This is a genomic window from Streptomyces sp. G45 (assembly GCF_049542095.1).
Lineage (GTDB): Bacteria > Actinomycetota > Actinomycetes > Streptomycetales > Streptomycetaceae > Streptomyces.
This window is the reverse complement of sequence record NZ_JBMUZU010000001.1, coordinates 5,204,837-5,218,378: the sequence shown is the minus strand read 5'-3', so window position 1 is coordinate 5,218,378 and position 13,542 is coordinate 5,204,837. Positions and strand designations below refer to the sequence as shown.

Sequence of the window (13,542 nt, the reverse complement as noted above, 5' to 3'; positions counted from 1 at the left end):
GAGCGAGTCTCACCGGGCAGCCAGGGCCCGTGGCGGCCGCCGCGGACGCGTACGGACGTGTACGGACGTGTACGGATGCATACGGACGCATATGGATGCTTACGGATGCATGCGAACGCGATGGACGTGACGGACGCCACGGACGCGACGGACGTGACGGGCGCGGCGGGCGGGGTGAGGCACGAACGGGCACGAGTAGGCATGGAGCGACACGAGCAGGCACGAACTGGGCACAGCCGGACGCAGTTGGGCGCACTTGATCAGACAGGGGCAGCCGCGTGCGGCAGGGCAGCAGGGGGAGCGATGGACGGTCTACCGCGAGTTCCGGAGCAGCGGCATCCGGCGGCGGGTAGCGCGTTGCCTGGCGCCCGGACGGGTGCCGGGTCCGGTGCTGGCGCGGGCTCTGGTGCTGGCGCGGGCTCTGGTGCCGAGGGGCGCGGGGCGGCCGGGGCCGAGGGGCGTCCGCCGTCCGGATCTGACGGGCGCGGGGCGTCCGGAGCTGACGGGCGGGCGCCGTCCGGGACTGACGGGCGCGGGGCGTCCGGCGCCGAGGGGCACGCGGCGGTCGGGGCGCGGTTCAGCGTGCTCGGGCCCGTGCGGGCCTGGCTCGGGGAGCGGCCGCTGGCCACCGGTTCGCCGCAGCAGCGGGCGCTGCTGGCCGCGCTGCTCCTGCGGGACGGCCGCACCGCCACCGCGTCCGAGCTGATCGACGCCATCTGGGGCGAGGAACCCCCTCCCAGGCCCTCGCCGCCATCCGTACGTACGCCTCCCGGCTGCGCAAGGTCCTGCCGCCCGGCGCCCTGGTCAGCGAGTCGGGCGGGTACGCGGTGCGCGCCGCCGACGGCACCCTGGACCTCACCGAGGCCGAGTCCCTGTGGACCGCCGCCGAGCGGGCCCGCGGCCTCGGCGACCTGCTGCGGGCCCGCGCCCTGGTCAACCAGGCCCTGGACCTGTGGGAGGGCGAGCCCCTCGCCAATGTGCCGGGCCCCTACGCCGAGGCCCAGCGCACCCGCCTCGAAGAGTGGCGCCTCCAGCTCCTGGAGTCCCGGCTTGACATGGACCTGGAACAGGGCTGCCACGCCGAGTCCGTCTCGGAGCTGACCGCCCTGACGGCCGCGCACCCGCTCCGCGAGCGCCTGCGCGAACTCCTCATGCTCGCCCTGTACCGCTCGGGCCGCCAGGCCGAGGCCCTCGCCGTGTACGCCGACACGCGCCGTCTGCTCGCCGACGAACTCGGCGTCGACCCGCGCCCCGGCCTCCAGGAGCTCCAGCAGCGCATCCTCCAGGCCGACCCGGCGCTCGCGGAGCCCTCCGCGCCCACGGCCGAGCCGTCCGCCGGGGTGGTGCGCCCCGCGCAGCTTCCGGCGACCGTGCAGGACTTCACCGGCCGTGTCTCCTTCGTCAAGGAGCTGAGCGACATCCTGTCGACGGCGGAGGGCCGCGTGATGGCGGTCTCCGCCCTCGCCGGGATCGGCGGCGTCGGCAAGACCACGCTCGCCGTGCACGTCGCGCACGCCGCGCGCCCGCACTTCCCTGACGGGCAGCTGTACGTCGACCTCCAGGGCGCGGGGCCGCGCGTCGCGGAGCCCGAGACCGTCCTCGGCGCCTTCCTGCGCGCCCTCGGCACGGCGGACTCCGCGATTCCGGACTCCCTGGAGGAGCGGGCGGCGCTGTTCCGGTCCGTCCTGGACGGCCGCCGCGTCCTGGTCCTGCTGGACAACGCCCGCGACGCGGCCCAGGTCCGCCCCTGCTGCCCGGCACGGAGGGCTGCGCCGCGCTCGTCACGTCCCGTACGCGCATGGTGGACCTGGCCGGGGCGCACCTCGTCGACCTGGACGTCATGTCGCCCGACGAGGCGCTCCAGCTCTTCACGAAGATCGTCGGCGAGGAGCGGGTCGCGTCCGAGCGCGAGGCGGCCCTGGACGTGGTGGCCGCCTGCGGCTTCCTCCCGCTTGCCATCCGCATCGCGGCGTCCCGCCTGGCGGCGCGCCGCACCTGGACCGTGTCCACGCTCGCCGCGAAGCTCGCCGACGAGCGCCGCCGCCTCGACGAGCTGCAAGCCGGGGACCTCGCCGTCAAGGCCACCTTCGAACTCGGCTACGGCCAGCTGGAGCCCGCCCAGTCCCGCGCCTTCCGCCTCCTCGGCCTCGCCGACGGCCCCGACATCTCCCTCACCGCCGCCGCGGCGGTCCTCGACCTGCCGGTCGAGGACACGGAGGACCTCCTGGAGTCCCTGGTCGACACCTCCCTCCTGGAATCCGCCGCCCCCGGCCGCTACCGCTACCACGACCTCGTACGCCTCTACGCCCGCGCCTGCGCCGAACGCGACGAACTCCCTCCGACCGAGAGGGAGGCGGCGCTGTCGCGGCTGCTGGACTTCTACTTGGCGACGGCGGCCCGCGTGTACGCGATCGAACGTCCTGGCGACAAGACGGTGGATCACCTGGAGGCTGTCGGCAATCCCGTCCGGGGCTTCACCGAGGACGACAGGGCCTTGGACTGGCTCCACGCGGAGGCCGCGTGCATCCTGGCGTGCGTCCAGCAGTCACTGGGGGCGGACAGCCTGCGTCGGGCGGTGGATCTCCTGCTCGCGGCCAAGGATCTGGCGGAGTCGGGGGCTAGCTCCCTGCGGTACGAGGTGGCGACACGCGCAGTGCGGGATGCCGCCGCAAAGGCGGGTGACCCGCGGGCGGAAGGCCGCGCTCGCGTGAGTCTCGCCCAAGTACTCATCAAGATCGGCCAGTTCGAGCTGGCGGCCGCCGAACTGGAACGCGCGGCCAAACTCGCCGACGAGGCCGACGACCCCTGGACACGGGGCAACGCGGCTAATGAGATGGCCATCGACACCTTCTGCATGCGCCAGTACGCCATCAGCGAGACCCACGTACTCAGGGCGCTCGACGCCTTCCGCCGCGACGGCAACCGCCACAGCGAGGCGAGCGCGCTGTGCAACTGGTCCAGGGTCGTCGTCATGCTGGGGCGCACGACTCAGGCCATCGAACTGGCCAGGCAGGGCATGGCCATCTACGACGAGCTCGGCCTCACCTTCCGACTGGCCAACGCCAAGTACGCCTTGGGTATCAGTCTCAGCCAGGCGGGCCGCCACGCGGAGGCCATCGAGCAGCTCACCGAGGCGCTGCACGTCTTCATGGAGAACCGGCAGCGGCTGTGGGAGGGGACCGCCCACTACCGCATCGCCCAGGTCCACCTGGCCGCCCACCACCCCGCGCAGGCCGCGAGGCACGCCGAGCAGGCCCTCGCCACCGGCGGCGTCGGAGGCGACTGGATGCGTGCCAACGTCCTCACCGTCCTGGGCAGGGCACTCGACAGCCTCGGGCAGCTCGACCGCGCCCGCGCGTGCTGGAACAAGGCCTTGTCACTGTACGAGGAGACGGGATCGTCGGAGGCGGATGAGGTGCGCGTCCTCCTCCGTCCCGTGGCAGCCGCGTGACACCGCTGTCGAGCACGTTCATCGAACGTTTATGACCGACTGCCAGTCTTAATTCCAACGATCCGTCGCGTCGGGGGGCAGACGGGTCGCGTGGGCCCCACAGCTATCGTGAGCGGCCCTGGACTGCCCGCTCGGCGACCCTCGGGGGAGTTGCCGAGCGGGCGGTCTAGTCCCGGAGCCCCGCACCAAGCAGGAGTGTCACCATGAGCGAAGCCAAGAAGAAGAAGATCAAGCCCATGGGCGAGGGTCACATCCCCGCCCCGCCGGAGGACGGCCCCGTGGCCACGCCGCAGGGCGAGGGCCACATCCCGGCACCACCGAAGGGCGGCATCACCACCAAGGGCGAGGGCCACATCCCTGCCCCGCCCAAGGACTGAGGACCTTCTTCCCGACGGGGATCGGCCGCGGCGGCGCGGAGGGGGAGCCGCCGCGGCCGAGGCTTGTCCGGGGCAAGGCGAGATCTGGCCAACTGGCCAGCTTTTAGCGGGAATTGTTCGAACATAGGGTGCTTTGTACGGCTAGAGTCGTTTGTTGAAAGTTTCTCCCCCTCCGAGGAGTTGAAATGACTCGAACCAGAAGAATCCTCGTCACGCTCGGCGTGATGGTCGCCGCCACCGCGGGTGCCGCCGCTCCGGCGATCGCCGCCGACGGCGTATCGGCCGTGCAGGGTGAGGGCCACCTGCCGGTGATATCGCCCCAGGGCGAGGGGCACCTGCCCGCCCCGCCCAGCGAGGGGCACCTCCCGGTGGCATCGCCGTTCGGCGAGGGGCACCTGCCTGCCCCGCCGCAAGGCTGACGCACGCTCCGCCCCGGGGGTGATCGGCCGCTCACCCTCGGGGCCCGGACAGGCCGACCGGCAGCCCAGAGGGTTTGAGCCAATCACTGACGGAAATCACGTCCAGGCTGAGCCCCCCGCCACATATTCACTATCGTGAAGCCATAAGCGCGCGACCCTTCGTTCAAGGGAGTCCCCTATGGCGTACACCAAGAAGGTCCTCGTTACGCTGGCGATAGCAGCAGCAACCACCGGCGTCCTTTCCGTCCCGGCCTTCGCCGGTGACGGCCACCTGCCCGCTCCTCCCGGTGATCACCACGCCCCGGTGGTTCCGCAGGGCGACGGGCACCTTCCGCTCGACCCGCTGGGTGACGGGCACCTGCCCACCCCGCCGCAAGGCTGACGGAGACACCAAGGCCGGAGGGCGAGCCATCGTTCGGCCTCCGGCCCGCGTGTGCGGGGGTCATGCCTCGATGAGCCCGCGCAGGTCGATGTCGACCGGGAAGGGCACGTCCGTGATCAGCTTGCCGGTGTGGGTGGGCTGTTCGGGGCTGGGAGCGTAGACGTCTCGTGGTGGCGCCAGAACTCGTGGACGACCGGGACGCTGTCCTCACCCCGCTCCACGCGCCAGTAGGAGGCGATGCCCGCCTCGGCGTACATGCCCGGCTTGAGGAAGTAGTCACTGTTGCGTGAGCCGGGGGACACGATCTCGACCGCCAGGACGACGTTCGCCGCGGGAACAGCGGTCAGGGCCGTGACGTCGAGGCCGGTGCTGTCGAAGGCGATCACGTCGGGTCTGAGGACGTTGCGCTCGTCGAGGGCGACCCACTGGCCGCCGTTCACGGCATACGGTGCCCGCCCCGGCAGCCCCAGTTCGAAGCGCATTTGGTCCCGCACCAACTGGTGCCAGACCCGCGCCGCACCGCGCACCACGACGGCCCCGTCCACGAGGTCCCAGTCGAACGGGGCATCCAGTTCCTGAACCTCTTCCCATGTCCAGCCGTCCAGCGGTGGACACATCCAGTTCTCGATGCCGCCCCGCGCCTGCCGTTCGGCGCCCGCCTCAGCGGTCACGCACACCCCCGTGGAGAAGATCGCCGTATGGCTCGTATGGTCCGTACCGTCCGTACCGTCATAGCCTTGTCGGGTCCCGCCTTGCGGGGAATTCGTTGGACCAGCACCACACCGCTCCCCCATGGCCACACTCGCGCGGCACGTCGGCCCTGGTCAGCGCACAGACGTAGCCCCGCCGCACACCGCAGGGGCAGTGCACGACGGGGCACGATGGCTACGCCCTCACCGCTTCCGGAGAAGCGGCACCCGAGCCAACGGGCGGACCGGGGCGAGTGCCTGAGCACGTCGGCTCAGAGGGGGCACGTCCTGCCCCTGCACGAAGGCGGATCCGGTCGGGAGCGTCGCCGTTCCCTCGCTCACCCGTCAGGTGCTGCGACGGGTGAGGGGGAGCCGGTTGGTTACCGCCCACCGCGCACTGCGGAGAAGCACGCACAGACGGGGCTGCTCACGAGCAGTGCTTCAGTGAGGATGCCCGGAGGGTTGTTCGTGGCCGTCGAAGTCTCCGCCGGGCTCCCCAGGACCGAAGTACGGATCTTGCGCGGGAAGGAAGATTTCCGGGTTGCACTCCTCGCAGCCACCACAGGAGTCGCCCCGCGCGACCGGGCAGGGCATCAGTCCTGCTGCGCCTTCAAGCACTCAGCGCACGTGATGGCCCGCTGCCACTGGTACACCGTGCCGGTTGCTCCACACACCGGCTTTCGTCCGCTGAGCTTGTGGACGGTCAGCACGTCATCCCCGACTGTGCCCGTGACCTCTTGGGTTGGGGCCAGCAGTTCTTGGTCTCGCGTTGTCACAGCCACTCTCCGGGCTCGAACTGGTACGACCGTGTGATGCGCTCCCGATAGGCCAGATGACCGGGGTGGCTCTTGAGGTGTTCAGCGGCCCATGCCGTGCCATGTGTCGCGTGCTCGCTGGGCTCGCTGGCCTTTCCGCAGTGCTGGCACTCCATGGAGTACTTGAGCGGTTCGGCGTCTTCCCGGTGGTCCGGTTTCAGCGTGTGCGCACGGAACCGATACGTTGCCCGCGTCATACCGCCCGCCTGCTGTCGGGATGGCCGTACGGAGCGAGGGCCGTCACCGGGGGCACTCCACATGCCTGTACCGAACGACCGGGCTACCAGAGGCCCGCTCAAGCTCGACCCGGCGGCAGCGCTCCAGCGTCTTGATCCCCTTCTCGCAGACGGGGCACGTCTCCCCGGAGGGCGCGTAGGTCGTGTACTCGCCCAGCCGCGCGTCGGTGTCCGCGCTGATCCGCTGGCGACTCGTGAGGGCTCTGGTCGTGGTTCTGGACATTGTCGTCAACCCCCTGACGGTTGGTGGCCACGCCCCGGACGTTCACTCGTCGCGGGAGTCCTGCCGCCTGAAGAGCTTCACCGACTCAGTGGTTTCACGGAACGGCCAACGGGGAACCCCGCAAGCTCATTTGGGGAACCCCATTGGGGTACACGGCTACCCTGAGAAGGGAGTCACTTCCGTCTCTCTGGGGGCGCTCATGGACGATCGAGCAAGCCGACGCATCGGATACGCACTGACGATCCCCGATGCGCTGCTCCACAGCGACGCCATGCGCCGAGCCTGCGCGGCCCGCGACTTCCAAGAGATATTCCGTCTCGTCAATAGGCGTACCGGCTCCAGCTATGCCGCGATTGCCTCTGCGGTCGGCAAGATGACCAGTGCACGCGTCAGTGACATCATCCGTGGCGTCCGCGGAATTCGCGGCCAAGAGGTCATCGAACGAATCTGCGACGGGTTTGGCATTCCCGGGGACATGCTGGGGGTACCGGCAAGGGAGTGGGAGCGGGAACCTTCGTTGGTACGTGGCGAAACTGAGAGACCATCTCTCACCGAAGGCGGCGAAAGTCTGGACCTGGTGACTGTTGCGGCCTTGAGGCAACAGGTGCAGGACCTGGATTCGAGGTACACCACCGAGCCATCTACGGTACTGGTCGCCGAAGCTGGAAGAATTCTTGGGAAGCTCACGCAATGGCAGAGTCATAGCGCCTCATACTCCGTGAAGCGGGACCTGCATGCTGCCGTAGCGGAGACTTCGACGCTCATGGGGCAACTGGTGTGGGATGCGTCAGGGAGAACTGAACACGCTCATTGTCGCCGATACTTTGAGCAAGCGGCAGCGGCGGCACAGGAGCTGAAGGATCCGGTATCGAAAGGCAGGGCGCTGCTCCGCACCTCGTTCATTTCGCTGTATGGAGATAGACAACCTGCTGACGGGCTCGACCTGACTCAGCAGACAGCCTCCACAGTGAAGGGAGTCAGCAACATCCTCAGTGGGCTAGCCTTCCTGCACGCGGCGGAAGCCCATGCCATGCTGCGACAGCGAAGGGAATGTGAAGAATCACTCAGCAAGGCAGAGCGATTCTTCGGGAAGGCCGACGGCAACGATGCCGGGGCCGCGATGTCCTCACCGGGCCAGTTCGGCCGCCTTGCCGGGTCCTGTTTCTTGTTCCTCGGAGACTCCCCGCGTGCTGAATCCCTGCTGGCCAGCACGGTTACAGAAGTACGCACGAACTCAAAATCCCAAGCCATCGTCCTCGGCAATCTAGCACTCGCTCTCATGCGGCAAAGAAAGGTGGATGAGGCGATTGCGGCGCTCCACGAGGCGATTGACGTCGTCGAGGTAAACCGAGGGGGCGGCGGACTGAACCTGATCTTCAAGGCGGGAAAAGAACTACAAGCCTGGAACGACTTGCCAAGTGTTCGCGATCTCGGTGGTCGGCTTTTCGGGCTGATCGCGGCTGATTGAGAGAGGTAACGGGTGAGCACTGACACCGTCCGGAACGAAAAGCAAGCGATTCGAGAGCTGGTGTGGGGCGTCCTTGAAAGCGAGAAGGCAGTATCGCGCAGCGCAGCCGGACGCATCCCCGCGTTCATAGGCGCGGACGCCGCCGCTTCCCGTCTCGCTGACCATCCATCCTGGAAGGCGGCTCGCGTCGTCAAGGCCGTCCCGGACAAGGCTCAAACGCCAGTCAGAGAAAGAGCCCTCCAGGAAGGGAAGGCTCTATACATGGCTGCGCCAAAGCTCGCCACTGAGAAGCCCTTTTACTTCCTGGACCCCAACGCTTTGACCATCCCGCCTCGCGAAGCCGCCGAAAGGCGCACCGCTACGCGGCATGCAACTCCGGTTGACCTTACGGAAATGCTACCCATTGACCTGATCATCTGCGGCAGCGTGGCCGTGAACCACCAAGGGGTACGCCTCGGTAAGGGTGCTGGATATGCCGACATCGAGGTCGCTCTTCTGCAAGAGGCCGGACTGATGGGACCAGGAACTCTTATCGCAACCACAGTGCATGAACTGCAAGTGGTCGACAGGGAGATCCCGGAATCTGCCCATGACTTCAGGGTCGACCTCATCGTCACCCCGGACAGGATCATCACATGCCCGCCCCACGAGCGGCCTCAAGGGGTCTACTGGGAATCCGTAAGCCAAGAAATGATCGCAGAGATCCCAGCATTGAAGAGTCGGAAGCCGTAAGCACTCTCCACATAGGGGCGCAATGAGCGGTACCGATCTCAGCGCAGAGCAGGTTCATGAAATCGTGAGCTTCGTCGACATCGAAGCGCCACCACCGCAAGATGAGCCAACCGCGCATCTCCTGTTCGGGACGAACCAGACGCAGCCAGTCGAGATCGCAGCGCGGCGCTATCACGAAGGGCTTGCGCCGCTGATCATCGCGACGGGAGGTGTCAATCGGCACACAGGCATCGTGGAAGCCCGCATCTTCCGTGATCTTCTTACGGAGCGCGGAGTGCCCGAAAGTGTCATCAGGTGGGAAGATCAGGCAGCTCACACCTGGCAGAACGTAGAGTTTTCCCTCCCCCACTTGCACGAAGCCCTGGAATTGGGGTTGAAGGTCACCGCAGTCAGCAAGTGGTACCACCGCCGAACTCTTCACTGCCTCGCCACGCTTCTCCCCGACATCGGCCCCTTTTATGGAATCGCATGGGATCCCGTCTATGCGGGCAAAGTGACCAGTCGCACCGACTGGCTTGATATCCCCGATGGTAAACGTCGAGTACTCCGCGAATGGGAAGAAGTCCAGCGGCGGGTCGCAGAGGGAAGTTTCAGAGACGTGACTCTAGTTGGCGGCGCCTGGCAGAGCCGACGGGTCTGACACGTCCATCAGAAACACGAAGGGCCCCGTACTGGCCGCTGGGAAGACAGCGGCCAGTACGGGGGGCACTTCCACTGGGATTTCCGGACGGTGGCGCGGCTGGCCCGGCGCTGCCACTCCTCATTCCGGCTGCCCCGCAAGGATGATCCCGCGGCAAGGCCCGGGGCAGCCGCTCAACCCCGGTCTCCGCGGGCCGGTCGCGGACCCTCAGACCTCGATGAGCCCGCGCAGGTCGATGTCGACCGGGAAGGGCACGTCCGTGATCAGCTTGCCGGTGTGGGTGGGCTGTTCGGGGCTGGGGGCGTAGACGCCCGTCTCGTGGTGGCGCCAGAACTCGTGGACGACCGGGACGCTGTCCTCGCCCCGCTCGACGCGCCAGTAGGAGGCGATGCCCGCCTCGGCGTACATGCCCGGCTTGAGGAAGCGGTCGTCCTTGCGTGAGCCGGGCGAGACGATCTCGACCGCCAGGGCGACGTTCGCGACGGGAATGCAGTCCAGAGTCTCGATGTCCAGGCCGGTCTTGTCGAAGACGATGACGTCGGGCTTGGGGACGTTCTGCTCATCGAACAGGACCGGCTGTTCGCTGTTGACTGCGTACGGCGCCCGCTTGGCGAGCTTCAGACGGAAGCACAGCTCGTCCCGCACCTGCTGATGCCACCACTTCGCCACCCCACGGACCACGATCTTCCCATCCACTAGATGCCAGTCGAACGGGACGTCCAGCTCCTGAACCTGGTCCCACGTCCAGCCGTCCTCCGGCGGGTACATCCAGTTCTCGGAGTTGGCCGACACCTGCTGCTCGCCGTGTTCGCCGTCTGCTTCTGCGGCCATGACTGCTCCCATGGAGGGCATCGTGCTGGGAAGAGGGTGGTGCTGTACCTGATTGACGGTAGCGCCACTCGCAGGTGTGAGTGGGGAACGCTTGCACCGCCGCGTCGATCGACCGGTCGGAGGGGAAGGAAGCCGAGCCGCTGCTGGTGCTCGGGGCAGCCGTCGTCGAGGGTCGCCGCAGGCCGGGCGGGCTCGGGTCGGTGACTGCGGCCGATCCGAACACGCCGGACTACGAATTCCACAGGTCGGCCCTGGTCAGCGCAGAGACGTAGCCCCGCCGCACACCGCAGGGGCGGTGCACGACGGGGCACGCTGGCTACGCCCTCACCGCTCCCGGAGAAGCGGCACCCGAGCCAACGGGCGGACCGGGGCGAGTGCCTGAGCACGTCGGCTCAGAGGGGGCACGTCCTGCCCCTGCACGAAGGCGGATCCGGTCGGGAGCGTCGCCGTCCGGCACGCTGACTGTTCTTCTCGCCGTCGCCAGCGGGCCGGGCCTTGGGGCGGCGCGGGTCACGCGCGCATGGTGGGTGTACTCGCGCCGGAACAGGTCGTGGCCGGGGTTCAGGCCGGTGTGCCTCAGCGCCCAGTCTTGGGCGGTCTCGGGATCAGCCTGCGGGCCGGACGACTCGCCGCATCCGATGGACGTGCAGAACAGTTCCGCCGTAACGCCACCCTCGGGTTCGTGCTGGATCGTGTGGGCCACGTAGCGGTAGACAGCACGGGTGCTCATCCGAACGCCTCAGCGGGCAACGTGGGGCCCTCGTCTTCTCCGTCGTCCTGGTCGTCTTCGGTGCCGCTGACTCCCAGACGGTCGCCCCGGCTCTCAGCGACCCTCAAGGCGTCCCCCAGGCACTCCGTCAACTGCCGTGCCAGATAACGCATTTCGGGTTCCGTGGCGCGGGGGTTGGAGAGGAGTTCGTGAGCATGGAGAAGCACCTTCTCCCCGATGCCGAGTTGCGCAGCTTCCATCTCATCCGCGAGACGGCTGAGTACGCCCCCGGCGTCATCACTTTGAAGCAAGCATTCCTTGCCGTCCTTCGTCTTCCACGGCAATACGCGAACCACGTTCCGCGTGCCGCCTGCCTGCTTGCCCACGTCTTCCCCTCCGCCCTCTTCATGTTTGCAATCAAGGTAGAGGAGAGTTTCAAGTGGCCCCAGAATAATTCCTGTTGTCGCCTAAAGATCATGTAAGAGTGACTGCACACATGTGGCTAGAAACTCGCGGGCGCCGTCGCCGTAGATCGCGAAACCTGCATACATTTCAAAGATTTCCCGATACTGGGCTATGTCACGACCGTCTTGAAAAACGATCCTTCCTGTGAAGGTCTCGACAGTTGCTAGACGATCGTCATAGATGGTGAATGTGTTCAACGGGCCGCGCGGAATATTTGTGCCGTTCGGAACTACGCCAATCCGGATGTTGGGCAGCCGGGAAAGTGACGTGAGTCGATCAATCTGAACTGCCATCGCTGTCGGGGGAACGATGGCCCATCTGATGGCCTGTTCGGTGAGGAGGAAGGTGAATCGCTTTGATGTGTCATACAAGACGGCCTGACGTTCCAGCTTTCGCGCAACGGTCTTGGTCTTATCCCCGGGGAATGCGTGAGACTGGCTCTTACGTACTCAGGTGTAGCAAGAAGGCCAGTGAGCATGGACGGCAGGAAGTAGCGCAACTCCGTCGACTCGGATTCCAACGCCGCCAGCTCAGCTTGCCGCTTCTCCAAGCCCCGCCGCCAAGAGGAACGCTTGTCCTGCCACTCGGTGTTAGCCATCCTGGCTAGCGCCATCACTTCGCTGACAAGTTCCGGAGGGGCGTCCACGGCCCGCAATATGCGTTCGACGTCTACGAGTGAAGGCGTGGTCTTGCCCGTCTCGATCTTGCTGATCTTCGACTGACTCATGGCGCAACGTTTAGCGAGCCGATCCCCAGTGAGACCGGCTCGCTTTCGCAAGTCGCGCAGAGTTTCAGCTAGGTCAGCCTTCGACCGGCCCAACTGATCTGGCTCAAGCGTCACCCGTGCTCTTTCATGTACTCGGCGAAAGGGATTGCTGCGGCAAGGGCCGTGTGCTTCCATACCCGAAACTGTTCCACGTCACCTTCGTGAATTTCACGACCGATCTGCGTTCCGTCTGGCCGAAAGTTCAGATGAACAACGGTCGACTCGTCGAACATCCACCAATCTTGCCCAGTAACAGGAAGGCCGTAGTCGTCGTGTGTGACATCCAGGATTCGAATGTCTTCACCCGCTGCAATGTTCCCAGGGATTCCCCATGCGAATTGGTACCGCTGGTAGTCCGTTAGGGGCTGCCGCACAACGCGTACCCGCCCGATCTTCTTACCTGCTTCGCGATACTCCCGGACGCGCGTGTGCCACTTCGCATTGTGGTCAGCGGGCTTGTCCTCGCCCCGCAGAAAGCGAGCCACATTCTGAGCTTCGCGCGGCATGGTGTAGGTCGGTTGAGCTTCAAAGCGCCATGCATCGTATTGGAAGGAATCGAACACCTTCCGCCACTCACCATCCGAGAGCACGCACAGCCTCCCTGAGAATGTGCTCAGGAATCTCCACGAGACCTTCGCCGTCTGGCACTGTGAAGCCCTCGTATGCGTCTCCCTGAACCACGAACGTGCCGTGCCCCGTGGCGTACACGTTGGGGCAGTCGTCGTCGTCACAGTTCGGTCCGTTGGCCGTTCCCGTAAGGCGGGTAAGGCGCTCTCTGCCTGCCATCGTGGCCCCCCTTCCGGCCGGGCGCTTCCCGACCCTCGGGAACGACGCTAGGCAGATCACGGAGAGGCGTCTATGACAGAGCACGACTATTCGTGTCTTGGAATAAACGATCTTCGATCTGTGCCCTACCAACGACGAAGCCCCCGACGACCACCCAGCGCGGGCAGCCATCGGGGGCAGGGATCAGAAGTGCTCCGGGCAGTCGCAGACCACGCCCAGCGCTGCCGGGTCGGGGTCGGTACCGGCTTCGGCGCGGAGCAGCCTCCCCGCCAGAGGCGCGGCGAGACCGATGGGCGGCATGAGCGCGCGGCGCAGTTCGACGAGGTGACGCCGGTTGGCGTCGTCCTGGGGGCCGACCACGGATCGGGGCGCTTCGGTGGCGAACAGCGCCGACGTGCTGACGCCCAGCGCGCGGGCGAGGGCGTGCAGGGTCTCCACCCGTACGTCTCCGCCCTGTTCGACCTTGCGCACGGTACTCAGCGAGAGGTCGGCCGCCCCGGCCAGCCCCTCCTGGCGTCAGCCCCGCGGGGAAATCGTTGGACAGGGGCACCCC

At 66.8% G+C, this 13,542-nt stretch carries 12 protein-coding genes and 2 pseudogenes; 7 read left to right on the top strand and 7 right to left on the bottom strand.

Features of this window, described 5'->3' with window-relative positions; genetic code table 11:
* Positions 1-303 precede the first annotated feature (303 nt).
* From ACOBQU_RS22005 to ACOBQU_RS21990, 4 genes and pseudogenes are all read left to right on the top strand, one after another.
* Positions 304-3,451 (top strand): annotated as a pseudogene (locus ACOBQU_RS22005) (BTAD domain-containing putative transcriptional regulator).
* A gap of 203 nt (positions 3,452-3,654) precedes the next feature.
* Entirely contained in the window at positions 3,655-3,828 is a 174-nt protein-coding gene (locus tag ACOBQU_RS22000) for a sigma-like protein (protein WP_423629028.1), read from the top strand.
* A 185-nt stretch (positions 3,829-4,013) separates the two neighbouring features.
* Positions 4,014-4,247 carry a hypothetical protein gene (locus ACOBQU_RS21995; protein ID WP_423629027.1) on the top strand — a complete coding sequence of 78 codons (234 nt, stop codon included), beginning with the start codon at positions 4,014-4,016 and terminating at the stop codon, positions 4,245-4,247.
* Between the two features lie 178 nt (positions 4,248-4,425).
* A complete protein-coding gene (locus tag ACOBQU_RS21990; RefSeq protein WP_423629026.1) occupies positions 4,426-4,629 on the top strand; it encodes a hypothetical protein in 204 nt (67 codons plus the stop codon).
* Positions 4,630-4,745: 116 nt separating this feature from the next.
* Here ACOBQU_RS21990 and ACOBQU_RS21985 read toward each other — a convergent pair whose 3' ends face one another.
* A complete protein-coding gene (locus tag ACOBQU_RS21985) occupies positions 4,746-5,300 on the bottom strand; it encodes a Uma2 family endonuclease (protein WP_423629025.1) in 555 nt (184 codons plus the stop codon).
* Between the two features lie 1,491 nt (positions 5,301-6,791).
* On the opposite strand from ACOBQU_RS21985, the gene ACOBQU_RS21980 reads away from it, so the two are divergent.
* The 3 genes from ACOBQU_RS21980 to ACOBQU_RS21970 are packed head-to-tail and all read left to right on the top strand — an operon-like array spanning position 6,792 to position 9,432.
* Positions 6,792-8,060 (top strand): tetratricopeptide repeat protein, encoded by a 1,269-nt coding sequence (locus ACOBQU_RS21980; protein ID WP_423629024.1) that lies wholly within the window; start codon positions 6,792-6,794, stop codon positions 8,058-8,060.
* Between the two features lie 12 nt (positions 8,061-8,072).
* Positions 8,073-8,792, top strand: coding sequence for a 5-formyltetrahydrofolate cyclo-ligase (locus ACOBQU_RS21975; RefSeq protein WP_423629023.1), 720 nt, complete (start codon positions 8,073-8,075; stop codon positions 8,790-8,792).
* Positions 8,793-8,814: 22 nt separating this feature from the next.
* On the top strand, positions 8,815-9,432 hold the full coding sequence (locus ACOBQU_RS21970) for a YdcF family protein (RefSeq protein ID WP_423629022.1): 618 nt from the start codon (positions 8,815-8,817) through the stop codon (positions 9,430-9,432).
* 207 nt (positions 9,433-9,639) lie between these two features.
* Here ACOBQU_RS21970 and ACOBQU_RS21965 read toward each other — a convergent pair whose 3' ends face one another.
* The 6 genes and pseudogenes from ACOBQU_RS21965 to ACOBQU_RS21940 form a co-directional block, all read right to left on the bottom strand.
* Positions 9,640-10,263, bottom strand: coding sequence for a Uma2 family endonuclease (locus tag ACOBQU_RS21965; RefSeq protein WP_423629021.1), 624 nt, complete (start codon positions 10,261-10,263; stop codon positions 9,640-9,642).
* Positions 10,264-10,989: 726 nt separating this feature from the next.
* Positions 10,990-11,358 (bottom strand): hypothetical protein, encoded by a 369-nt coding sequence (locus tag ACOBQU_RS21960; RefSeq protein WP_423629020.1) that lies wholly within the window; start codon positions 11,356-11,358, stop codon positions 10,990-10,992.
* 81 nt (positions 11,359-11,439) lie between these two features.
* Positions 11,440-12,278 (bottom strand): annotated as a pseudogene (locus tag ACOBQU_RS21955) (helix-turn-helix domain-containing protein).
* Entirely contained in the window at positions 12,275-12,793 is a 519-nt protein-coding gene (locus ACOBQU_RS21950; RefSeq protein WP_423629019.1) for a DUF6879 family protein, read from the bottom strand. The pseudogene ACOBQU_RS21955 and the gene ACOBQU_RS21950 overlap by 4 nt, the downstream one beginning before the upstream one ends.
* Complete coding sequence (locus ACOBQU_RS21945) at positions 12,777-12,989, bottom strand: hypothetical protein (protein ID WP_423629018.1); 213 nt, start codon at positions 12,987-12,989, stop codon at positions 12,777-12,779. The genes ACOBQU_RS21950 and ACOBQU_RS21945 overlap by 17 nt, the downstream gene beginning before the upstream one ends.
* A 183-nt stretch (positions 12,990-13,172) precedes the next feature.
* The gene (locus tag ACOBQU_RS21940) at positions 13,173-13,460 is read right to left on the bottom strand and encodes a hypothetical protein (protein ID WP_423629017.1); all 288 of its coding nucleotides are present in this window, start codon (positions 13,458-13,460) and stop codon (positions 13,173-13,175) included.
* Positions 13,461-13,542: the final 82 nt, after the last annotated feature.

Bases quoted from the DNA above. Each gene is read 5' to 3' on its own strand.
- ACOBQU_RS22000 (WP_423629028.1), top strand. From the start codon at position 3,655: ATGAGCGAAGCCAAGAAGAAGAAGATCAAGCCCATGGGCGAGGGTCAC.
- ACOBQU_RS21995 (WP_423629027.1), top strand. From the start codon at position 4,014: ATGACTCGAACCAGAAGAATCCTCGTCACGCTCGGCGTGATGGTCGCC.
- ACOBQU_RS21990 (WP_423629026.1), top strand. From the start codon at position 4,426: ATGGCGTACACCAAGAAGGTCCTCGTTACGCTGGCGATAGCAGCAGCA.
- ACOBQU_RS21980 (WP_423629024.1), top strand. From the start codon at position 6,792: ATGGACGATCGAGCAAGCCGACGCATCGGATACGCACTGACGATCCCC.
- ACOBQU_RS21970 (WP_423629022.1), top strand. From the start codon at position 8,815: ATGAGCGGTACCGATCTCAGCGCAGAGCAGGTTCATGAAATCGTGAGC.
- ACOBQU_RS21965 (WP_423629021.1), bottom strand. From the start codon at position 10,263: ATGGCCGCAGAAGCAGACGGCGAACACGGCGAGCAGCAGGTGTCGGCC.
- ACOBQU_RS21945 (WP_423629018.1), bottom strand. From the start codon at position 12,989: ATGGCAGGCAGAGAGCGCCTTACCCGCCTTACGGGAACGGCCAACGGA.